The sequence below is a fragment of the Brevundimonas sp. GW822-FHT03E11 genome (assembly GCF_058801445.1).
This window is the reverse complement of sequence record NZ_JBXANG010000001.1, coordinates 491,418-511,896: the sequence shown is the minus strand read 5'-3', so window position 1 is coordinate 511,896 and position 20,479 is coordinate 491,418. Positions and strand designations below refer to the sequence as shown.

The window sequence follows — 20,479 nt, the reverse complement described above, 5'->3', positions numbered from 1 at the left end:
CTACAAGGAGCCTAGAGCCATGATCGACCTCGCGGTCGTCGACCTATCCAGGCTGCAGTTCGCGCTGACAGCCCTTTACCATTTCCTGTTCGTGCCCCTGACCCTGGGGCTGTCGTTCATGCTGGTCATCATGGAGTCGATCTATGTGATGACCCGTCGGCCGATCTGGCGGACGATCACGCGCTTCTGGGGCACGCTGTTCGGCATCAACTTCGTGCTGGGCGTCGCCACCGGTATCACCATGGAGTTTCAGTTCGGCATGAACTGGAGCTATTACAGCCACTATGTCGGCGACATCTTCGGGGCGCCTCTGGCCATTGAGGGCTTGATGGCCTTCTTCCTGGAGGCCACCTTCGTCGGTCTGATGTTCTTCGGCTGGGACAAGCTGAAGCCGTCGGCCCACCTGCTGGTCACCTTCATGGTGGCGCTGGGTACGAACCTGTCGGCCGTGTGGATCCTGATCGCCAACGGCTGGATGCAGAACCCGGTCGGCGCCGCCTTCAATCCGGACTCGATGCGGATGGAGGTGACGGACTTCATGGCCGTGATCTTCAACCCGGTGGCCCAGGCCAAGTTCGTCCACACCGTCAGCGCCGGCTATGTCTGCGCCTCGGTGTTCGTGCTGGGCGTCTCGGCCTTCTATCTGCTGCGCGGCAAGCATGTCGGCTTCGCGAAGCGGTCGATGACCGTGGCCTCGGCCTTCGGCCTGGCGGCCTCTCTGTCCGTCGTCGTCCTGGGCGACCAGTCCGGCTACGCCCTGACCGACAACCAGAAGATGAAGTTGGCCGCGTTGGAGGCCATGTGGCACACCGAGCCCGCGCCCGCCGGCCTGACCCTGATCGGCATCCCCAGCATGAAGGATCGCGAGACCCATTACGGCGTCCACGTGCCGTGGATCATGGGTCTGATCGCCACCCGCACCATCGACAAGCCGGTCGAGGGCATCTTCGAACTGGTCGCCACCGCTGAGGACCGCATCGAATCCGGCGTCATCGCCTATGACGCCCTGGAGAAGGTCAAGGCCAATCCGGCCGATCCCGTCGCCCGCGGCGTGTTCGAGACCCATCGCCGCGACCTGGGCTATGGCCTGCTGCTGAAGCGCCACGTCGCCGATCCGCGCATGGCTTCGCCCGAGCTGATAAAACAGACGGCCTGGGAGACGGTGCCGAACGTGCCGGCCCTGTTTTGGAGCTTCCGCATCATGGCCGGCATCGGGATGTTCATGATCCTGTTCTTCGCCACGGCCTTCTTCCTGTGCACCGTGCGCAAGCATGACACCCGCTGGTTCCTGCGCCTGGCCGTGCTGATGATCCCGCTGCCGTGGGTCGCGATCGAGTTCGGCTGGATCCTGGCCGAGTTCGGGCGTCAGCCGTGGGCGGTGGAAGGCGTGCTGCCGACCTTCCTGGGCGCCTCGTCCCTGACCGTGCCCCAGCTGTGGGGCACCATCATCGGCTTCACCGCCCTGTACGGCGCCCTGGCCGTCGTCGAGGTCAGGCTGATCCTCTACGCCATCAAGAAGGGGCCCTTCCACGAGCAGGAAACCTTCGGCACCCCCGCCCCCGAGGCGCCCGCGACCCCCGTCGCCGCCCCGGCCGTGGCCTGAACCAGACAGACTGAGGACATCCGACCATGGATCTTCCAATCGACTTCGCAACCCTTCGCCTGATCTGGTGGGCCCTCTTGGGCGTGCTGCTGATCGGCTTCTCCCTGACCGACGGTTTCGACCTGGGGGTCGGGGCCCTGCTGCCCTTCGTCGCCAAGACGGACGAGGAGCGCCGGATGGTGATCAACACCGTCGGCGCCACCTGGGAAGGCAACCAGGTGTGGTTCATCCTGGGCGGCGGCGCCATCTTCGCCGCCTGGCCCTTCGTCTACGCCGTCAGCTTCTCGGGCTTCTACCTGGCCATGTTCCTGGTCCTGTCGGCCCTGATCCTGCGGCCGGTGTCGTTCAAGTACCGCTCCAAGCGGCCCTCGCCCAAGTGGCGGTCGTTCTGGGACTGGTGCCTGTTCATCGGCGGTTTCGTGCCGGCCCTGGTGTTCGGCGTCGCCGTCGGCAACGTCCTCTTGGGCGCCCCCTTCCGCCTGGATAGCGACCTGCGCTCCTTCTACGACGGCAATCTGCTGGGCCTGTTCACCCCGTTCAGCCTGATCGCCGGCCTGCTGTCGGTGGCCATGCTGGTGCTGCACGGCGCGGCCTGGCTCTCGGTCAAGGCCGAACAGGGACCGGTGCTGGAACGCGCCCGTCTGTACGGCACGATCGCCGGCCTTCTGGCCCTCGTCCTGTTCGCGGCGGGCGGCCTGTACATGGCCTTCGGCAACGTCGGCTACCGGATCGTGGGCGACCTGGACATCCAGGGCTTCTCCAACCCGCTGCGCACCACGGTCGAGGCCGCGCCCGGCGCCTGGCTGGACAACTACAAGCTCTATCCGTGGATGATGATCGCGCCCACCCTGGGCTTCGTCGGGGCGGTGGTCGGCCTGTCGGGCATGTGGCTGCGGTCCGCGCCCCTGGCCTTCGGCGGGTCGTCGATCTCGACCGTCGGCATCATCTCGACCGTCGGCCTGTCGATGTTCCCCTTCATCCTGCCCAGCTCGATCGACCCGCAGTCCAGCCTGACGGTCTGGAACGCCTCGTCCAGCCACGTGACCCTGTTCATCATGCTGATCTGCACCCTGGTCTTCCTGCCCATCGTCCTGGCCTACACCAGCTGGGTCTACAAGGTGCTGTGGGGCCGAACCTCGGTCGCCGCACTCAAGACCAACCCCGACCTGTACTGAACCCGAGGAGCATCAAGCCATGTGGTATTTTTCCTGGATCCTGGGTGTCGGGCTGGCGGTCGGTTTCGGCGTGCTGAACGGCCTGTGGCACGAGTTCCACCTGTTCGACGAAGGCGATCAAGGCCTGTCGGTCGATGCGGCGAAAGAAGGCGATGTCCCTCTCTAGCCCGGCCGGCGCCGGCGTGAGGACGACGCGCGAGCTGATCGCCCGCTACGACGCCCACGCGCCGCGCTACACCTCCTATCCGACGGCGGCGCAGTTCACGCCCGCCGTCGGGGCCGCCGATTGGGGGGCGTGGCTGTCGGCCGCGCCCCTTGAGCGCGCAGTGTCGCTGTATCTGCACATCCCCTTCTGCAAGCGGCTGTGCTGGTACTGCGGCTGCAACACCCGGGCGATGAACCGGGTCGCCCCCATGAGCAGCTATGTCGATCTGCTGCTGAAGGAGGCCGATCTGGTCCTGGCCCGGATGGGCGGGCTGAACGGCCGACGCCTGAGGGTCGGTTCGATCCATCTGGGCGGCGGCACGCCCAACATGTTGCCGCCGCAAGAGCTGGAACGGCTGTTCGCGGGCCTGGCGGCCCGGTTCGACCTGGGCGACTGTTTCGAGATCGCCGCCGAACTGGACCCCGAAGTCCTGACCCAGGACTGGATCGAGGCCGCCGGCCGCATCGGCCTGAGCCGCGCCAGCCTGGGGGTGCAGGATCTGTCGCCCGTGGTTCAGGCGGCGGTGAACCGGCCGGAATCCTTCGAGACCATCCGCTGGGCGGCCCAGGCGCTGCGGGCGCAGGGCGTGACCTCGCTGAACCTCGACCTGATGTACGGCCTGCCGCTTCAGGCGGTCGAGAACGTCGTCAATACGGTGGCCCAGGTCGCGACCCTGCGGCCGGACCGGATCGCCCTGTTCGGCTACGCCCATGTGCCGTGGATGAAGTCGCATCAGAAGCTGATCAAGGACGCCGATCTGCCTGGGGCCGAGGCGCGCTTCGCCCAGAGCCAGGCGGCGGCGCGCTATCTGGTGCAGAAGGGCTGGCAGGCGATCGGCCTGGATCATTTCGCCCTGCCGCACGATTCCATGGCCGCCGCCGCGCGGGCGGGCCGGCTGCGTCGCAACTTCCAGGGCTATACGACCGACGAGGCGCCGGTGCTGATCGGCCTGGGGGCGTCGTCGATCAGCCGCACGCCGCTGGGCTTTGTTCAGAACCACGCCCAGGAGCGAGACTGGCGCGCCGCGGTGGAGGCTGGAGATCTGCCGGTCGCACGGGGCGTAGCCCTGAATCCGGGCGACGCCTTCGTGGGCGAGATCATCGAACGGCTGATGTGCGACTTCGCCGTCGACGTCGCCGAGATCGCCGGCCGACACGGGCGAGCCCTGAGCGAGGTCGATCCGGCCTGGCCCCGGCTGATGCCGTTCCAACTGGACGGACTGGCCGAGGTCGGCGGGTCTGTGGTGACGGTCACGGACCTGGGTCGTCCGTTCGTGCGGGCGGTCTGCGCCGCCTTTGATCCCGCCGCCGTCGACATCGAGAAGCGGCACGCCCGGGTGGTCTGACTGGACAGATTGTCCAACCCCTGCATGGGTTTGCGCTGGATCAAGGCCGGACCCGCGCAGGGGGCGCACATCCCTCTCAAGACGCTCGGAACAGGTCGCATGAGGCGGCAGCGGGCGTCGGGGATGAGCAAGATGAAACTGAAAACCCTGATCCTCTCAGCCGTCGCCGCCGCCGCCTTTGCGGCCCCGGCCATGGCCCAAAGTCCCGCCGTCTGGGAAGCGCCCAAGAAGGGCGACTGGATCGTCACCGGCCGCGTGACGGACGTCTTTTCCGAGGCCGACAACGCCATCACGACCGCCGCCGGCGCCGACTCCGGCCTGCACGTCGACGTGGGCGACAGCGTGATGCCGACCCTGGGCTTCACCTATTTCCTGACCGACCACCTGGCGGTCGAGGCGATCCTGGGCACGACCAAGCATGAGATCCGCGCCCAGGGCGGAACGACCGACGTCGCCGTTCATGAGACCTGGGTCCTGCCGCCGGTCGTCACCCTCCAGTATCGCCCGCTGACCGAGGGCCGGTTCAGCCCCTATGTCGGCGCCGGCGTCAACTACATGCTGTTCTACAGCGGCGAGGACAAGAACGGCTTCAAAGTCGATCTGGACGACAACTTCGGCTACGCCCTGCAGGCGGGCGCCGACATCGGCATCCAGGGACCGTGGAGCCTGAACGTCGACGTCAAGAAGGTGTGGGTCAATATCGACGCCGACGTCAACGACGGCGCTCTGAAGAGCGATGTGGATCTGGACCCGTGGGTCGTTTCTGTGGGGGTTGGCCGTAAGTTCTAAGAAAAACCGACATCGGAAATGCGTTCGAATGGAAGCCCCGCCGGTTCGCCGGCGGGGCTTTCGTCGTCGTGCGGAGGCGCTCGACAAATCCGGCGGCGCGCCCTAGGGCCAGGTGCGACCGCCTGTCGCGGCGCAACTTGGGGATTCTGGCATGCCTTCCGGTTTGATCGCCTTGCTCGACGACGTGGCGGGCATCGCCAAGATGGCGGCGGCCTCGATCGACGACGTCGGGGCTGCGGCCGGCAAGGCCTCGACCAAGGCTGCGGGCGTGGTGGTGGACGATGCGGCCGTGACGCCGCGCTATGTCACCGGCCTGTCGCCCAGCCGCGAACTGCCGATCATCGGCAAGATCGCCCTGGGGTCGTTTCGCAACAAACTGCTGCTGATCCTGCCTGCGGCGCTGTTGCTGAGCGCCTTCGCCCCCTGGGCCATAACCCCGATCCTGATGTGCGGCGGGGCCTATCTGTGTTTCGAGGGCGCCGAGAAGCTGATGGAGGTCTTCGGCGGCCATGGTCCTGACGAAGAGGTCGCCGCCGAGGGCGATCCCGCGTCGCTGGAGAAGGCGACCGTGGCCGGGGCCGTGCGGACCGACCTGATCCTGTCGGGCGAGATCATGGCCATCGCCCTGGCCGATGTGGCGGCCCAGCCGATCCTGACCCAGGCGGCCATTCTGGCGGTGGTCGGCGTCGCCATGACGGTCGCCGTCTATGGGGTCGTGGGCCTGATCGTGAAGATGGACGACATCGGCCTGCATCTGGCCGAGCGCCCCAACGGCGGGGTTCGCGTCCTGGGGCGCGGCCTGGTCAAGGGCATGCCGGTGGTGATGAGCGCCCTGTCGATCATCGGGACCGCCGCCATGCTGTGGGTCGGCGGCGGCATTCTGGTGCACGGAACCCATACGCTGGGCCTGCACTGGCCGGCCGAGCCGCTGGAGCATCTGGCCCATGCGGTCGGCGCCGCGACGGGTCCGCTGCACGGCGTGATCAGCTGGGCGGTGACGGCGCTGGGCTCGGCCATTATCGGGGTGATGGTCGGCGGGGCTATCGCCGTCGCCGTGCATCAGCTGGGACGGCTGCGGTCCCGACCGGCCCACTGATCCGCTGTCACGCCATCGCCATCGGCGGCCTTTAAGACGCTGAGCCACGCTGTTTCGGAGTAAGCCCATGTCCCTGTCGCGCATCACGCTGGCGGCCCTGGCCGCCCTGTCGCTGGGGGCGGCCGGTCCGGTCCTGGCCCAGACCGCCCAGACGGCGGCGCCGCAGACCGCCCGCGCGGCCCTGACGCCGCCGAAGCTGATCGTGACCATCGTGGTGGACCAGTTCAGCGCCAATCTGTTCGACCAGTATCGCAGCCGTTACTCCGGCGGCCTGCGGCGGATGGCGGACCAGGGACTGGTGTCGATCAACGGCTATCAGACCCACGGCCTGACCGAGACCTGCCCCGGCCACTCCACCATTCTGACCGGCCTGCACCCGACCGAGACCGGCATCCCGGCCAACGACTGGATCGACCCGAAGACCGGCAAGGAAGTCTATTGCCTGGCCGCGCCGCAGAACCATCTGGCCAATGGTCGCGACGACGTCGACAACGGGCCGGTGGGCCCCGAACAACTGCGCGCCACGACCCTGGGCGACTGGCTGAAGGCCGTGAGCCCCGAGAGCAAGGTCGTCGCCGTCTCGGGCAAGGACCGGGGCGCGATCAATCTGGCGGGCCATCAGGGCCAGGCCTTCTGGTTCACCGGCGACTTCGGCCTGACCACCTATGTCGAGCCCGGCGAGACGGCGCAGGCCAAGCTGGCGCCGGTGGCGGATTACAACCGCGCCTTCCGCCAGGGGATGAGCCTGGCGCCGGTGACCTGGGACTACGCCCATGATCAGTGCCGGGCCCTGGCCGGGGACTGGACCATTCGCGGCCAGACCTTCCATTCGACCCTGCCCCCGGCGGGCCTGAAGTTCGACACCTCGCCCCTGCTGGACGAGGCGACGCTGGAGGCCGCCGAATATCTGCTGGACAGCCAGAAGCTGGGGCAGGGGCCGGCGACCGACATGCTGGGCGTCAGCCTGTCGGCCACGGACCGGATCGGCCATATGTACGGCACCCAGGGGCCGGAGATGTGCGAGCAGATGCTGCGGCTGGACTCGGCCCTGGGCGCCTTCCTGGATCGGCTGGCCCAGGTTCCGGGCGGGGTCCTGGTGGTGCTGACGGCCGACCACGGCGGTTCGGACTTCGTCGAGCGGCTGCACGACCACGGCTATCCCCACGCCCGCCGCGCCGACATGGCCGCGATCCAGGGCGTGAACGACGCGCTGAAGGCGCGTTTCAACCTCAGCGCCGATCCGCTTCAGGCCGGGGGCAGCGGCCTGATGGTCGCCGACGCCCAGCACCGGTCTCTGCCCGATCCGCTGCGGACCCAGGTGGCCGAGGCGGCGGTCGAGCTGCTGCGCGCCCTGCCGGACGTGGCCTTCGCCGAGACCCGCGACCGGCTGCTGGCCGAGCCCCTGCCGGACAGCCGCCAGCCCGAGATGATGAGCTTGCGCGAGCGGATGCGCCTGTCGACCGTGGCCGAGCGCTCGCCCGACATCCAGTTCGCCTTCGCCCAGAACGTCACGGCGGGCGGGCGGGTCGGCTCGACCCTGGCCGGTCACGGCACGCCGTGGGAATATGATCGCCGGGTGCCGATCCTGTTCTGGTGGCCCGGCGCGACGGGCGAGGAGCGGTTCCTGCCGATCCGCACCATCGACATCGCCCCGACCCTGGCCCATGTGATCGGGGTGGCGACGCCCAAGGTCGAGGGCCGCTGCATCGACCTGAACGGGTTCGCGGTGGCCGACTGCCCGACCGAGTGAAGCTTGTTCCCATAACGGGATCGAGCTATAAGGCAGGATGAATGTCGTCGCCCGGAAGACTCTCCAGGCCTTCTGGGCTCGTCATCCGTCGGCGAAGGGACCGCTGACGAGTTGGTATGATCATGCGAAGGCTGCCGACTGGCGGTCTCCGCAGGATGTGAGGAATGATTTTCGTTCCGCCGACTTCGTCGGCGACAACCGCGTCGTCTTCGATATCGGCGGTAACAAATATCGGGTGGTGGTGCGGATTTCCTACACCTTCAAGCAGGTGTTGGTGAAGTTCGTCGGCACGCACGCCGAGTATGATCGTATCGACGTGGAAACCGTCTAGGCGAAGGAGCAGATGAGCATGCACATCCATATTCTTCGCGATGAGGCCGACTACCTGGAGGCTCTGGCGGCCTATGAAGCCTATTTCGACAACGCGCCCGAACCTGGCAGCGAGGCTGGCGATCGGTTCGAACTGCTGGGGTTGCTGTTGGCGAAATATGAGGAAGATCATTTCCCTATGCCCACCGGCGATCCGGTCGAGGCGATCCGGTTCGCCATGGAACGCCAAGGGCTGAGCCAGTCGGATCTGTCGGACGTGCTGGGGTCAAGGTCACGGGCGTCTGAGGTGCTGAACCGACGGCGCGCCCTTTCCGTTTCGCAAATCCGCACCCTGTCGCGCGAATGGCGTATTCCGGTTCAAGCGCTGATCGGTGAAGCGAAGGCGGCCTGAAGCGACCTGGCGCGATAAACTCCTGTTTCGGGGCCGTAAACTCGTGTTTCCCGAAGGGAAGCCGGGCTTACGCCCTTGACGTTTCCTAGGCAGAAGAGGGCAAATCGTCCCGGATCGGCGCCGCCGAGCGCCGCCGGGCGGCCCAGAAACCAGCAGGAAACGCCGTCATGAACAGAGCCCGCCGCGCCCGCATCGTCGCGACCCTGGGGCCCGCCAGCCGCGCGCCCGGCACGGTCAAGGCCCTGGCCCAGGCGGGGGTGGACGTCTTTCGGCTGAACTTCAGCCACGGCTCGCACGAGGACCACGCCGCCGCCCTGAAGGCCGTGCGGGGCGCCGAAATGGCGCTGCAAAGGCCGCTGGGGGTTCTGGCCGATCTGCAAGGGCCCAAGCTGCGGCTGGGCCGGTTCAAGGACGTCGAGATCGCGGTCAAGCCGGGTCACAAGATGCGGTTCGATTTGGACCCGACGCCGGGCGACGAGACCCGGGTGCAGATGCCGCATCCCGAAATCTTCAAGGCCCTGCGCCCCGGCATGCTGCTGCTGCTGGACGACGGCCGGGTGCGGCTGCGGGTCGGCGACCGGACCGACGAATGGGCCGATGTGACGGTCGAGAGCGGCACGAAACTGTCGGACCGAAAGGGGGTGGCCGTGCCGGACGCGGTGATCCCGGTCTCGGCCCTGACGCCCAAGGATCGTGAGGACCTGGCCTTCGCCCTGCGCCAGGGGGTGGACTGGGTGGCGCTGAGCTTCGTGCAGAAGCCCGAGGACATGGCCGAGCTGAAGCGGATCGTGAACGGCCAGGCGGCCTGCCTGGCCAAGATTGAAAAGCCCGCCGCCGTGGCCGATCTGGAGGCCATTCTGGACTATTGCGACGGGGTGATGGTGGCGCGCGGCGACCTGGGGGTCGAGCTGGACCCCGAGGACGTGCCGGTGGCGCAAAAGCAGATCGTGCGCGCGGCCCGTAACCGCGGCGTGCCGGTGATCGTGGCCACCCAGATGCTGGAATCCATGACCAGCGCCCCGGCCCCGACCCGCGCCGAGGCGACCGACGTGGCCAACGCCGTTTACGAAGGCGCCGACGCCCTGATGCTGTCGGCCGAGACGGCGTCGGGCGACTATCCGCTGGAATCGGTCGGCATCATGAGCCGGATCATCGAGCGGGTGGAGCGTGACCCGATGTGGCCCAAGCTGATGGGCGCCGAACACGCCGGCATGGACGAACACGACGTCGACGCCCTGGTGGCGGCGGCGGCCATGGCGGCCTGCGCCCCCTCGACCGGCTGTCTGGTGGTCTTCACCACCCTGGGCGGCACGGCGCGGCGGATGGCGCGCGAGCGGCCGCTGAAGCCGATCCTGGTCCTGACCCCCAATCCGAATACCGCGCGGCGGCTGGCCCTGGTCTGGGGGCTGGAGCCGCGGCTGGGGGATCAGCCGGACTCGCTGGAGGCCGTGACCGACGATGCGGTCGACAGCGCGGTCCGCTATGGGCTGGCCGAGCCGGGCCAGCGCATTCTGATCCTGGCCGGCACGCCGTTCGGCGCGCCGGGGGCGGCCAATCTGCTGCGCCTGGCCCATGCGCCGGCCAAGGCCAAGGGCCGCAAGAAGGGCTGAGGATCAGGCGCCGTCGGACTGCGAAAAAACAGTCCGATGAGTCCATTGTGTCCGGTCAACGGGCCGAAGGCGGCGGGATCGGACACGAAAAAAAAACAGTGTCCGATGTGTCCGATCTGTCCGATTGAGCCGGGCCAGGACGGCCGCGAAGGCCGCTGAACGCGCCGAAGGCGGCCCGGTCGGACACGAAAAAGAGGTGTCCGATGTGTCCGATCTGTCCGATCTGTCCGATCTGTCCGATCTGTCCGATTGAGCCGGGCGCTGGACGGGGGCGAAAGATGTCAAAGACCTGAGACGTCCTATAGGGCGCCGTCGGACCCAGGGGCGTCGAAAGCGGGTCGATCCGTCCAAGGCCTTGACGGCCTTGTCTGATTTTCGCTCCGTGGTGCGGATCGGCGGCGACGGCGATGGCGGCGAAGGCGCCGGAGCGCTACCGTGGCGGCATGAGTCGGCGGCCCGGATGATCAAATATATCGGCTCCAAACGCGCCCTCTTGGGCCATGTGAGCGCCGCCGTGGCGAGCGTCCTGCCCCAGGGCGGGCGGGTGTGCGACCTGTTTTCAGGGACGGCCCGGGTCGGCCATGCGCTGAAGGCCAAGGGGTTTCAGCTCTGGTCGAACGACCACAACGCCTATGCCCACGCCCTGGCGACGGCCTATGTCCAGGTCGATCGAGAGGTCTGGATCGACCGGGCCGAGGCGGTGCTGGCGGAACTGCGGGCCGTGAAACCCGAGGCGGGCTGGTTCACCCAGACCTTCTGCCGGGACGCCCGCTACTTCCATCCCGACAACGGCGCCCGGATCGACGCGGTGCGCGACCGGATCGAGGCGATGGAGCTGGAGCCCGAGTTGAAGGCGGTGGTCCTGGTCAGTCTGATGGAGGCGGCGGATCGGGTGGACAGCACCGCCGGGGTGCAGATGGCCTATATGAAACAGTGGGCGCCGCGCGCCCTGAAGCCGCTGGAGCTGCGTCTGCCCGACCTCCTGCCGGGCGTCGGGGCGCCGTGCCGGGCGACGCAAGGCGATGCGGTCGAGATGGCCGACCAGGTGGAGGCGGACCTGGTCTATCTGGACCCGCCCTATAACCAGCATTCCTATCTGGCCAACTATCACTGCTGGGAAAGCCTGGTGCTGTGGGACCGGCCCGAGACCTATGGGATCGCCAACAAGCGGGTGGATGTGAAGACGCGCAAGAGCGCCTTCAACAGCCGCCCCGGCATCGGCCCGGCCCTGAAGTCGGTGATCGAGCGCGTCCGGGCGCCGAACCTGATCGTCAGCTTTAATGACGAGGGCTATCTGAGCCGTCAGGATCTGGTCGAGATGCTGTCGGCGCGGGGACGGGTCCAGGTCGTGGAGATCGCCCACCCCCGCTACGTCGGCGCCCGGATCGGCATCCACAATCCCAAGGGGGAGAAGGTGGGGCAGGTGGGGCGGCTGAGGAACGTCGAACACCTGTTCGTGGTCACCGACCGGCCGGTGGATCTGTCGCTGGCGGCCTGACGGGGCGGGAACCCGACTCGGGCGGACGCCGTTGAGGGTCCATGCAACCGCCCGTCACACACACTGGAACGCCCGCTCGCGAAGACGACTATCGCTTGCGCCCGGCCGCCGAGCCCAAGTCGTGGGTGACGGATCAGCCCATTTCCGATTTTCCGGCGGATCGCATGACGTCGCGCCTCTATACCCACAACGCCGAGCGGTTCGGCCGCCGCGAGCCCGAGCCGGTCGAGACCGTCGAACCGGAGGCGGAACCGGCCCTGAACCCGCCGCCGCACTGGATGATGATGATCGCCGGCGCTGCGGTGGCCGCCCTGATGGGCGCCCTCCTGGGCGGCTTCATGCACATCTGAGGTCAGGCCTCTTCGAGCAAGGCCTTGATCGGTCCCCAACTGCGGCGATGGGCGGGGCAGGGGCCGAGGGTCTTCAGCGCGGCCTGATGGACGGGGGCGTTATAGCCCTTGTGGCCGGCGAAGCCGTAGCCGGGATACTCGGCGTCCAGTTCGATCATCAGCCGGTCCCGCGCCGTCTTGGCCAGGATCGAGGCCGCCGCGATGGACAGGGACAGGCCGTCGCCGCCGACCACGGTCTGGATCTCGCACGGCAGTTTGAACCGATAGTTTCCGTCCACCAGGGCGGCGATCGGCTGGACCCACAGGGCCTCGATGGCGCGGCACATGGCCAGGCCGGTGGCGTGCAGGATGTTCAGTTCCTCGATCTCCTCCACCGAGGCGAAGCCGACGCCCCAGGCGACGGCGCGGGCCTTGATCTCGGGCTCCAGCGCCGCGCGGCGCTTTTCCGTCAGGGCCTTGGAATCGTCGATGCCCGGCGGCAGGTCGTCGGGGTTCAGGATCACCGCTGCCGCCGACACCGGCCCCGCCCACGGCCCGCGCCCCGCCTCGTCCACGCCGCAGACGGGGCCGTTGACGCGCTGGATCAGCAGGGTCTCCAGCGCGAGGGTGGGGAAGGCCTTCGGATTCGCGGGGGCTTTAGCCATGGCCCGCCATCGCACGAAGCGGGGCGTGACGGAAGCAGGTCGTCTGGTGATCATTGACCATGCCGACCGCCTGCATAAAGGCGTAGACGATCACCGGGCCGCAGAAGTTGAAGCCGCGTTTCTTCAGGGCCTTGGCCATGGCGACGGACTGTTCGGTCTGGGTCGGGGCTTGGCGATAGTCGGCGAAGGGGGTGTGGATTGGTTCGCCGCCGACGAAGGACCAGAGCCACGCTGAGAAATCCTCTCCGTTGTCGCGCATCTCAAGCCAGATCTGGGCGCCGCGGATGGCGGCCTTGATCTTGGCGCGCGAGCGGATGATGCGGGGGTCGCCCAGCAGGCGCTGGATGTCGGCCTCGTCATAGCGGGCGACGATTTCGGGGGCGAAGCCGTCGAAGGCGTCGCGGATGCCCTCGCGCTTTCGCAGGATGGTGATCCAGGCGAGGCCGGCCTGGAAGCCGTCGAGGACCAGCTTCTCCCACAGGGCGCGGGGGTCGCGTTCGGGCACGCCCCATTCGGTGTCGTGATAGGCGATGTAGAGCGGGTCGGTGGTCCCGCACCAGCCGCAGCGGCCCGATGTGTGTGAGTCGGTCATGCGGCGATGTTGCCGGTTTGTTCGAGGTGTTCAAGACCCTCTCCCGCTTGCGGGAGAGGCAGCGCGTCGATCGCGAAGCGATCCAGCGACGGGAAGGGAAGTTTTATTTGAAGAAGAAGACTTCCCCCATCGTCAGCCGTCTCGCTCCGCGCGACGAGCTGACACTTCCCCCGCAAGCGGGGGAAGGTCTGGTGAGATCAATCCCGCACCAATCCCCCGTCCACCACCAGGTTCTGGCCCGTCACGGCGCGGCTCCAGGGGGAGGCGAAGAAGAGGGCGGCGTCGGCGAATTCTTCGGGGGTGGTGACCGACCGCAGCGGGGTCATTCCGGCGATCAGGTCGAAGACGGCGTCCGGCGTGGCGGCGCTGGCGTCGGTGGTGCGCAAGAGGCCGCCGGAGACCATGTTGACGGTGATCCCGTCCGGACCCAGGTCGGCCGAGGCGGTGCGGGTGAGCGACAGCAGGGCGGCCTTGGCGGCGGTGTAGTCGTGATAGGGCACGACCGGGTTCTGGAACAGGTTGGTGCCGATGTTGATGATCCGCCCGAACCGACCGGCGGCCATGCCCGGCGCCGTCGCCTGGATGGTGTTCAGGGCGCCGCGCACCACGGTCGAGAACTGGGCCGCCAGTTCGTCCCAGCCGATGTCGGTCATCTGCGACCGGGCGTCGCCGTTGAAACTGTAGTCCAGGGCGTTGTTGACGACGGTGGTGACAGGGGCGCCGAAATGGTCTTGCGCGGCGGCGACCAGAGCGTCGACGGCGGCGCGGTCGGTTACGTCGGCCTGAAGGGCGACGGCGCGGTCGCCGATCTCGGCCGCCAGGGCCTGGGCGGCCTCGCCGCTGGCGCGCCAGTTGATGATCACGCGCGCCCCTTCACGCGCGAAGGCGCGCGCCGCAGCGGCGCCGACGCCGCGCGCGCCGCCGGTGACGAGGACGATCTGGTCGGCGATCTTCATGGAAGGGTCTCAGTCGGTGGAGGAGGGGAGGACGTCCTGACCCATCCAGGCGGGCCGGCGCAAGCGCACCGGCCGACCCTCGACGGTCAGGTCGCCGTCGAGACGGTCGATGCGCAACAGGGCCATGGCCGAGCCGTCTCGGCCCGAAAGCACCTCGCCCGCGCGCAGCTCGCCCTTCAGCACCTCGGCGCCGAAGGGGGGCGGGGGACCGTCGAAGTCGAGGGCCAGCATCCGGTTCTTGATCGAACCCCGGCGCTTCATCCGCGAGGTGGTCTCCTGACCGACGAAACAGCCCTTGTGGAAGTCGATCCCGTTCAGCAGGTCGAAATCGGCCTCGATCGGATAGGTCTTGTCCTGGGGGGCGTCGGCGGTCGGGTCGGGCACGCCGACCGACAGGCGATGGGCGTCATAGTCGGCCTCGGTCGCGTCGGCGGCGGCCTCGCCATAGAGGCGGCCGCCCATCAGAGGTGTTCGGGGGTCGGGAATGAAGCCTGTGGGGGCGTCGGGCCAGGCGGCGAAGACGGGGCGGTCATCGGCGGCGACCTGGACCTTGGCCCTCAGTTTGTACATCGACAGCCGCTGGATCAGGGCGTCGCGACGGTCGGCGGCGACGTCCAGCAGGACGCCCTCGGCCTGGCCCAGGATGAACAGGTCGAACAGCAGCCGACCGGGCGGGGACAGCAGGGCGCCGAACCGCAATTCACCCTCGCCCAGGGTCTCGACGTCCTGGGTCAGCAGATTGTGCAGGAAGGGTCGGGACTCGGGGCCGGTGACGGCGATCAGGGCGCGGCTGGACAGGCGGGCGACGGGCATGGCGCCTAGATAGGCAGGCCGGAGCCTGGGCATAAGGCGGCGGGCTGTAAAATCTGGGCCTCAGACCACGGCGTAGCGGGCGACCACCCCGTCCGGCTGGAAATCATGGCGGTCCAGCCGGTCCAGCGACCGCATCAGGCGGTCCAGGAAGTCGGCGGGATCGCCCTCCTCCACGGCCGGGCGCAGCCAGTCGGTGACGACCGCGCGGGCGGGATAGGTTCCGACCGGGCCTGGGACGCTGAGCGCCACCTCCACCCCTTCGGCGATCCAGCCGGCGATGGTGGCGAACAGGTCGACGGAGGCCAGGAAGTCGCTGCGCCGCAGGACGTACAGGGTGATCACCCCGTCCTCGATCCCATCCGGGCGGACGATGACGCCGCTGCGGTCCGGCCGCCAGTCGTCGGACAGTTCGACGACCCGCCACAGGCAGAACCAGATGCGGCAGGTGTTCGGCCGCACGGCATGGACCGAACAGCCCGCCGCCTCGACGCAATAGGCGCACAGCTCGCCGGTGGGCTTGGCCAGTTCGGGCAGGTTCAGCGGAATGGCCCGACAGCATTCGACGCAGGCGCCGCAAGCTCGGTCGGGCAGGAGGGGCAGGCTCAACCGACCGACCGCTCCAGCCGGGCGATGCGGCGGTCCATGTCGGCGACCACGGCCTGAAGCCGCGTCTTCTCAGAGGCCATGTCCACGGGCGTTCCGTCCTCATAGGTGATGACCGCGCCCTGGTCGATCAGGTCCAGCCGATAGAGGGCCGTGACCCGTTGAGCCTTGAAGCGTTCGAGGGCGGCGACGGCGGCCGGATCGGGGGTTTGAACCATGGCCGGGCTCTAAACCATTGCGGCCTGCGGGGAAACCGTCGGACGAGGCGCAGACCCGCAGTTGGGGATTGGCGCTGAATCCCGGCGAGAATCCCTTTATACGGTGCACGGATGATCGGGCGCTTTCCCATCCTCTATATCGCCGAGGCGGACGCCGAGGACGCCGTCCTGTCTTCGGGCGTGCTCGCCTATCTGGTCGAGAGCCTGCCCAACGCCGTCTTCACCGTGGTGGGATCGGCCGCAAGCGCCCCCCTGTTCGCCGACACGCCCCGGCTGGAACGGCTGCTGGTGCTGGAGCGCGAGGGGCGGTTCGACTGGATCGCCCTGTGGAACCAGGTGCGGGGGACCCACTGGGGCCTGGTCGTGGACATGCGCGGCTCCACCCTGTCGGGCAAGCTGAGGCGCCAGAAGCGGGCGGTGCGGGGGCGCGATCCCGAGGGCGTTCATGCGGTCGAGGCCGCCGCCGCCGTGCTGAAGCTGGAGCCGCATGAGGCGCCGGCGCCCCGGCTCTATGTCTCCGACATCACCCAGGCCCAGGTCGAGGCCCTGATCCCCGCGACCGGCGGCGACGGCCCCATATTGGCGGTCGGGCCGGGGGTGGAGTGGATGGGGCGGCGCTGGCCGGCCGAACGCTACGCCAAGGTGGCGACCAAGCTGTTGGCCGACGACGGTCCCCTGGCCGGCGGGCGTCTGATGATCGTCGGCGAGGAGATCGACCGGGAAGCGGCCCACACCATCCGCTACGCCGCGCCGCGCGCGCGGGTGATCGAGCTGCAAGGAAAGCTGACGCGGCTGCAGACCGTAGCGGCCCTGTCCAAGGCGCGGCTCTATATCGGGGCGGATTCGATCTGGACCCATCTGGCGACGGCGGCGGGCGCGCCCGTGGTGGCGGTCTTCGGCCCGTCGGACGAGACGCGGCGCGGCCCCTGGAAGGGGGTGACGGTGCGCGGGCCCCGATCGTTTGCGGAGTTCAAGACCCTGGACCCCCGGCTGAACCAGGCCATCCAGCATATGATGGACCTGCCGTGGGAGCGGGTGCTGAAGGCGGCGGTGCGGCTGTTGAAGGAGAGGGGCTAAAAGCCCCCACACTCCGCTCATCCCCGCGAAAGCGGGGACCCAGTGCTTTGGGCGATCAGTGCCTGAAGGGACTTGCAGCAAGCAAACCCACTATTCGAGTCCTGGCGAAAGAACTGGTTCCCCGCTTTCGCGGGGATGAGCGGAAATGTAGAAACGCGGCATCGGATAGAAGGACGCCGCCCCATGACCCAGACCTATGACCTGATCGTCCGCGGCGGCGAGGTGGCCAACCATGCGGGGCGGGGCATGGCCGACGTCGGGGTGATCGACGGCAAGATCGCCTTCATCGGCGACCTGTCCCAGGCCTCGGCCGGAGAGACTTTCGACGCGACGGGCCTGACCGTCCTGCCCGGCGTCATCGACACCCAGGTTCATTTCCGCGAACCCGGCCTGGAGTGGAAGGAAGACCTGGAGACCGGCTCGCGCGCGGCGGCCCTGGGCGGGGTCGTCGCCGTGTTCGAAATGCCGAACACCAATCCCAACACCACCGATCCGGACACCATGGCCGACAAGCTGGCCCGGGCGAAGGACCGGATGTGGACCGACCACGCCTTCTATGTCGGCGGCACGCATGAGAACGCCGACTATCTGGGCGAGCTGGAGCGGCTGCCCGGCTGTTGCGGGGTCAAGGTCTTCATGGGCGCCTCGACCGGCGACCTGCTGATCGCCGACGACGAGGGGGTGCGCAAGGTTCTGTCGAACGTGCGCCGCCGCGCCACCTTCCACTCCGAGGACGAATACCGGCTGGTCGAACGGCGGGGCCTGGCCCGCACCGGCGACTGGACCAGCCACCCCGAGGTGCGCGACGCCGAGAGCGCCATCCGCTCGACCCGCCGCCTGGTCGGCCTGGCCCAGGAGACCGGCGCGCGCATCCATGTGCTGCACGTCACGACCCGGGACGAGATGGAGTATCTGCGCTTCCACAAGGATGTCGCCACCGTCGAGATCACGCCCCAGCACCTGACCCTGGCCGCGCCCGAAGCCTATGAGCGGCTGGGCGCCTATGCCCAGATGAACCCGCCGATCCGGTCGCAGGAGCATGTCGACGCTCTGTGGCTGTGGGGCATGCAGCAGGGCGTGGCGGACGTCATCGGCTCGGACCATGCGCCGCACACCAAGGAGGAGAAGGCCAAACCCTATCCGGCCTCGCCGTCCGGCATGCCGGGGGTGCAGACGCTTGTGCCCCTGATGCTGACCCATGTGGCGCAAGGGCGGCTCAGCCTGGAGCGGTTCATCGACCTGACCTCGGCCGGCGCCCAGCGGGTGTTCGGCACGGCCAACAAGGGACGGATGGCCGTCAGCTATGACGCCGATCTGACCCTCGTCGATCTGAAGGCCAAGAGAACGATCACCCACGACCAGCAGGCCTCGCGCTGCGGCTGGACCCCCTTCGACGGTTTCAAGGCCACCGGCTGGCCGATGGCGACGATCTTGCGCGGGCGGGTGGTGATGCAGGACGGCGAACTGATCGGCGCGGCCCGCGGACGGCCGGTGCGGTTCATGGAGACGTTGTGAGGGAAAAACTCGGCCTGATCGGCTTCGGCGCCTTCGGGCGTCTGACGGCGCGGCATCTGTCGCCCTGGTTCGACATCTACGCCCATGATCCGGCGGCGACGGACGGCGAGGGCCATGCGACCCTGACCGATCTGGCGACCGCCGCCGCCTGTCCGACGGTGATCCTGGCCGTGCCGGTCGAGGCGCTGGAGGCGACCCTGGGCGCCATGGGCCCCCATCTGGCGCCGGACGCCCTGGTCATCGACGTCGGTTCGGTCAAGGTGAAGCCGGCGCGACTGATGGACGATAGGTTGGCGCCCGGCGTGCGCGTCGTCGGAACCCACCCGCTGTTCGGCCCCCAGAGCGGCAAGGCCGGGATCGCCGGGCTCAGGATCGCCGTCTGCGCCGTGCGTGGCGACCGTGACGCCCGCCGCGTCGCCGCCTTCTGCCGGAAAGCCCTGAAGCTGAGGGTCTTTCTGGTCACGCCCGAAGATCATGACCGGGAGGCGGCCGTGGTTCAGGGCCTGACCCATCTGATCGCCCGTGCGCTTCTGGCCATGGAGCCCCTGCCGACCCGTATGACCACCGCCAGTTTCGACCGGCTGATGGAGGCGGTGGACATGGTGCGCCACGACAGCCCGGCCGTCTTCCGCGCCATCGAACGCGACAATCCGTTCGCGGCGGAGGTGCGGGAGCGGTTCTTCGCCTTGGCGGATGAGGCGCGGGGGAAGGCGGGGGAGGGGTAGGGAGCGTTTCTTTGGGGGTGTAGGCTGGATGGGCGCTATCGACCGGTTGCGGACATTCCGATAATCCACTCACAGATACACAAACGGCGGGGCCTTGGAGCCGCCGGTATTCGTTCTGGGGTCAGCGTTGCCCAAGTGGCCGGTTCCCGATTTACAGGATGGGCAGAGAGACGGTTGCCCTGCGATCCGAGATCGGCGGTGTGGTTCGAGATAAAGACCCAGCAGCAGGCTCGGGGGGTCCACAGCACGGCAAACGACAATCGATTAGAGTAGCGCAAGCGCTGATGTCAGCTTAGCTTCACCGCATGGAAGCTTGGCTGTCATCTCCGATTTTCGTAGTTTTCGGTCTCGGCGGTGGAGGCGGATCGGACGCTTGGATTGGGCTGTGGGGCGGCCTCGCCGGTGCGGTGATAGGTGCTGCGGCGACAGCGGGGGCAAGCTACTTCCTTCAAAAGCGGGAGTTTGACCGCCAGGAAGATGTTCGCAGGCTCGACCGCTTGGAACGACAACGCACGATAGGGCATCGGCTTCTCATCAAGCTGATGGGTCTTCAAAGCAACTTCGTTCAGATGGACAAGCACCTGACGGGTCAGTTCGCTAAATTAAAAGAGGGCGATGAGCCATGGCAGGCCGTAGAGCCCCTTTTTGTTGGAAATGATCGGATACTTTTTGAGGGGGATGAGGAAGCGCTTCTTCTAGATCTGGGTTTAAACGATGAATTTAACCTCGCTGGCGCGCTTCCCCGCATTCACAACCATGCTATGGCGGCCATGGTCTCATACTCAAACAAGAGAGAAGAGTTGCGATCTCTGGTCACGCACGATGATTTTGACGGTCGCGTGGGTTCTTTCATGATGACTAGAGAGTTGCACCTCAAGACTGCTCCGCTGCGGCAGGAGTTGAACGATCTGGTGAACTTCCTCCACGCCAACTCTGCACGCGACGCTGCGGAATCGTCCGAGGCATTGGCGGCCACCTTGAGGGGATTGAAATCCAAATTAGGGCTGTCGATTGAGTACAAGCTGAAGAAGTAGCCCTCAAGGAGCCTCCGAGTTCGCTTACGGACCGGGGGACACTGGAAGCTGCTTAGGTAGCGTCGTCTGGCGCGGGGCAGACATCAAAACGGCGGCCTCTCAAACGGCCGCCAGCTAGCCAGCTTTCGAAGTTTGGATGAACGCCCGCTGCTCACCCATG

General features: G+C 67.6%; 22 protein-coding genes. 16 read left to right on the top strand and 6 right to left on the bottom strand.

Annotated elements, in window-relative coordinates:
- The first annotated feature begins 22 nt into the window (after positions 1-22).
- The 12 genes from AC1RKE_RS02600 (at position 23) to AC1RKE_RS02545 (ending at position 12,142) form a co-directional block, all read left to right on the top strand.
- Complete coding sequence (locus tag AC1RKE_RS02600) at positions 23-1,603, top strand: cytochrome ubiquinol oxidase subunit I (protein WP_348683259.1); 1,581 nt, start codon at positions 23-25, stop codon at positions 1,601-1,603.
- A 26-nt stretch (positions 1,604-1,629) separates the two neighbouring features.
- Positions 1,630-2,778, top strand: coding sequence for a cytochrome d ubiquinol oxidase subunit II (gene cydB / locus AC1RKE_RS02595; RefSeq protein WP_228184536.1), 1,149 nt, complete (start codon positions 1,630-1,632; stop codon positions 2,776-2,778).
- 19 nt (positions 2,779-2,797) lie between these two features.
- A complete protein-coding gene (cydX, locus tag AC1RKE_RS02590) occupies positions 2,798-2,944 on the top strand; it encodes a cytochrome bd-I oxidase subunit CydX (protein ID WP_054766299.1) in 147 nt (48 codons plus the stop codon).
- The gene (gene hemN / locus AC1RKE_RS02585; protein ID WP_348683248.1) at positions 2,931-4,328 is read left to right on the top strand and encodes an oxygen-independent coproporphyrinogen III oxidase; all 1,398 of its coding nucleotides are present in this window, start codon (positions 2,931-2,933) and stop codon (positions 4,326-4,328) included. Before cydX ends, hemN begins: the two co-directional genes overlap by 14 nt.
- Before the next feature lie 123 nt (positions 4,329-4,451).
- Entirely contained in the window at positions 4,452-5,117 is a 666-nt protein-coding gene (locus AC1RKE_RS02580; protein ID WP_191554338.1) for an OmpW/AlkL family protein, read from the top strand.
- A gap of 151 nt (positions 5,118-5,268) precedes the next feature.
- Positions 5,269-6,213, top strand: a complete 945-nt coding sequence (locus AC1RKE_RS02575) for a DUF808 domain-containing protein (RefSeq protein ID WP_287397416.1) — start codon at positions 5,269-5,271, stop codon at positions 6,211-6,213.
- Positions 6,214-6,280: 67 nt separating this feature from the next.
- A complete protein-coding gene (locus AC1RKE_RS02570; RefSeq protein ID WP_287397417.1) occupies positions 6,281-7,963 on the top strand; it encodes an alkaline phosphatase family protein in 1,683 nt (560 codons plus the stop codon).
- Between the two features lie 37 nt (positions 7,964-8,000).
- The gene (locus AC1RKE_RS02565; RefSeq protein WP_183214877.1) at positions 8,001-8,294 is read left to right on the top strand and encodes a type II toxin-antitoxin system HigB family toxin; all 294 of its coding nucleotides are present in this window, start codon (positions 8,001-8,003) and stop codon (positions 8,292-8,294) included.
- Between the two features lie 12 nt (positions 8,295-8,306).
- Positions 8,307-8,684: a helix-turn-helix domain-containing protein gene (locus AC1RKE_RS02560; protein WP_182715019.1), complete on the top strand. Its 378-nt coding sequence runs from the start codon at positions 8,307-8,309 to the stop codon at positions 8,682-8,684.
- A gap of 167 nt (positions 8,685-8,851) precedes the next feature.
- Entirely contained in the window at positions 8,852-10,294 is a 1,443-nt protein-coding gene (gene pyk / locus AC1RKE_RS02555; RefSeq protein ID WP_348683252.1) for a pyruvate kinase, read from the top strand.
- Positions 10,295-10,658: 364 nt separating this feature from the next.
- Positions 10,659-11,792: a DNA adenine methylase gene (locus tag AC1RKE_RS02550; RefSeq protein WP_348683254.1), complete on the top strand. Its 1,134-nt coding sequence runs from the start codon at positions 10,659-10,661 to the stop codon at positions 11,790-11,792.
- 41 nt (positions 11,793-11,833) lie between these two features.
- The gene (locus AC1RKE_RS02545) at positions 11,834-12,142 is read left to right on the top strand and encodes a hypothetical protein (protein ID WP_152950749.1); all 309 of its coding nucleotides are present in this window, start codon (positions 11,834-11,836) and stop codon (positions 12,140-12,142) included.
- 2 nt (positions 12,143-12,144) lie between these two features.
- On the opposite strand, the gene rnhB is transcribed toward AC1RKE_RS02545, so the two are convergent.
- The 6 genes from rnhB to AC1RKE_RS02515 form a co-directional block, all read right to left on the bottom strand.
- Complete coding sequence (gene rnhB / locus AC1RKE_RS02540) at positions 12,145-12,786, bottom strand: ribonuclease HII (protein WP_395942243.1); 642 nt, start codon at positions 12,784-12,786, stop codon at positions 12,145-12,147.
- Positions 12,779-13,378, bottom strand: a complete 600-nt coding sequence (locus AC1RKE_RS02535) for a DNA-3-methyladenine glycosylase I (RefSeq protein ID WP_348685491.1) — start codon at positions 13,376-13,378, stop codon at positions 12,779-12,781. Before AC1RKE_RS02535 ends, rnhB begins: the two co-directional genes overlap by 8 nt.
- A gap of 197 nt (positions 13,379-13,575) precedes the next feature.
- Positions 13,576-14,334, bottom strand: a complete 759-nt coding sequence (locus AC1RKE_RS02530) for a 3-oxoacyl-ACP reductase (RefSeq protein ID WP_395942244.1) — start codon at positions 14,332-14,334, stop codon at positions 13,576-13,578.
- A 9-nt stretch (positions 14,335-14,343) separates the two neighbouring features.
- On the bottom strand, positions 14,344-15,147 hold the full coding sequence (gene ygfZ / locus AC1RKE_RS02525) for a CAF17-like 4Fe-4S cluster assembly/insertion protein YgfZ (protein WP_348685122.1): 804 nt from the start codon (positions 15,145-15,147) through the stop codon (positions 14,344-14,346).
- Between the two features lie 60 nt (positions 15,148-15,207).
- Positions 15,208-15,753, bottom strand: a complete 546-nt coding sequence (locus AC1RKE_RS02520) for a hypothetical protein (protein ID WP_054766289.1) — start codon at positions 15,751-15,753, stop codon at positions 15,208-15,210.
- The gene (locus AC1RKE_RS02515; protein WP_054766288.1) at positions 15,750-15,968 is read right to left on the bottom strand and encodes a hypothetical protein; all 219 of its coding nucleotides are present in this window, start codon (positions 15,966-15,968) and stop codon (positions 15,750-15,752) included. The genes AC1RKE_RS02520 and AC1RKE_RS02515 overlap by 4 nt, the downstream gene beginning before the upstream one ends.
- Before the next feature lie 111 nt (positions 15,969-16,079).
- Here AC1RKE_RS02515 and AC1RKE_RS02510 point away from each other — a divergent pair, with 111 nt between their 5' ends.
- The 4 genes from AC1RKE_RS02510 (at position 16,080) to AC1RKE_RS02495 (ending at position 20,319) form a co-directional block, all read left to right on the top strand.
- The gene (locus AC1RKE_RS02510) at positions 16,080-17,045 is read left to right on the top strand and encodes a glycosyltransferase family 9 protein (RefSeq protein ID WP_348685124.1); all 966 of its coding nucleotides are present in this window, start codon (positions 16,080-16,082) and stop codon (positions 17,043-17,045) included.
- A gap of 183 nt (positions 17,046-17,228) precedes the next feature.
- The gene (locus tag AC1RKE_RS02505; protein WP_395942245.1) at positions 17,229-18,560 is read left to right on the top strand and encodes a dihydroorotase; all 1,332 of its coding nucleotides are present in this window, start codon (positions 17,229-17,231) and stop codon (positions 18,558-18,560) included.
- A complete protein-coding gene (locus AC1RKE_RS02500; protein WP_348684276.1) occupies positions 18,557-19,285 on the top strand; it encodes a prephenate dehydrogenase/arogenate dehydrogenase family protein in 729 nt (242 codons plus the stop codon). Before AC1RKE_RS02505 ends, AC1RKE_RS02500 begins: the two co-directional genes overlap by 4 nt.
- A 305-nt stretch (positions 19,286-19,590) precedes the next feature.
- A complete protein-coding gene (locus tag AC1RKE_RS02495; protein WP_348684275.1) occupies positions 19,591-20,319 on the top strand; it encodes a hypothetical protein in 729 nt (242 codons plus the stop codon).
- Positions 20,320-20,479 lie beyond the last annotated feature (160 nt).

Bases quoted from the DNA above. Each gene is read 5' to 3' on its own strand.
- AC1RKE_RS02505 (WP_395942245.1), top strand. From the start codon at position 17,229: ATGACCCAGACCTATGACCTGATCGTCCGCGGCGGCGAGGTGGCCAAC.
- AC1RKE_RS02515 (WP_054766288.1), bottom strand. From the start codon at position 15,968: ATGGTTCAAACCCCCGATCCGGCCGCCGTCGCCGCCCTCGAACGCTTC.
- AC1RKE_RS02565 (WP_183214877.1), top strand. From the start codon at position 8,001: ATGAATGTCGTCGCCCGGAAGACTCTCCAGGCCTTCTGGGCTCGTCAT.
- ygfZ (WP_348685122.1), bottom strand. From the start codon at position 15,147: ATGCCCGTCGCCCGCCTGTCCAGCCGCGCCCTGATCGCCGTCACCGGC.
- AC1RKE_RS02545 (WP_152950749.1), top strand. From the start codon at position 11,834: ATGCAACCGCCCGTCACACACACTGGAACGCCCGCTCGCGAAGACGAC.
- AC1RKE_RS02570 (WP_287397417.1), top strand. From the start codon at position 6,281: ATGTCCCTGTCGCGCATCACGCTGGCGGCCCTGGCCGCCCTGTCGCTG.
- AC1RKE_RS02530 (WP_395942244.1), bottom strand. From the start codon at position 14,334: ATGAAGATCGCCGACCAGATCGTCCTCGTCACCGGCGGCGCGCGCGGC.
- hemN (WP_348683248.1), top strand. From the start codon at position 2,931: ATGTCCCTCTCTAGCCCGGCCGGCGCCGGCGTGAGGACGACGCGCGAG.
- cydB (WP_228184536.1), top strand. From the start codon at position 1,630: ATGGATCTTCCAATCGACTTCGCAACCCTTCGCCTGATCTGGTGGGCC.
- pyk (WP_348683252.1), top strand. From the start codon at position 8,852: ATGAACAGAGCCCGCCGCGCCCGCATCGTCGCGACCCTGGGGCCCGCC.
- AC1RKE_RS02580 (WP_191554338.1), top strand. From the start codon at position 4,452: ATGAGCAAGATGAAACTGAAAACCCTGATCCTCTCAGCCGTCGCCGCC.
- AC1RKE_RS02510 (WP_348685124.1), top strand. From the start codon at position 16,080: ATGATCGGGCGCTTTCCCATCCTCTATATCGCCGAGGCGGACGCCGAG.
- cydX (WP_054766299.1), top strand. From the start codon at position 2,798: ATGTGGTATTTTTCCTGGATCCTGGGTGTCGGGCTGGCGGTCGGTTTC.
- AC1RKE_RS02575 (WP_287397416.1), top strand. From the start codon at position 5,269: ATGCCTTCCGGTTTGATCGCCTTGCTCGACGACGTGGCGGGCATCGCC.
- AC1RKE_RS02535 (WP_348685491.1), bottom strand. From the start codon at position 13,378: ATGACCGACTCACACACATCGGGCCGCTGCGGCTGGTGCGGGACCACC.
- AC1RKE_RS02495 (WP_348684275.1), top strand. From the start codon at position 19,591: ATGGAAGCTTGGCTGTCATCTCCGATTTTCGTAGTTTTCGGTCTCGGC.
- AC1RKE_RS02560 (WP_182715019.1), top strand. From the start codon at position 8,307: ATGAGCATGCACATCCATATTCTTCGCGATGAGGCCGACTACCTGGAG.
- rnhB (WP_395942243.1), bottom strand. From the start codon at position 12,786: ATGGCTAAAGCCCCCGCGAATCCGAAGGCCTTCCCCACCCTCGCGCTG.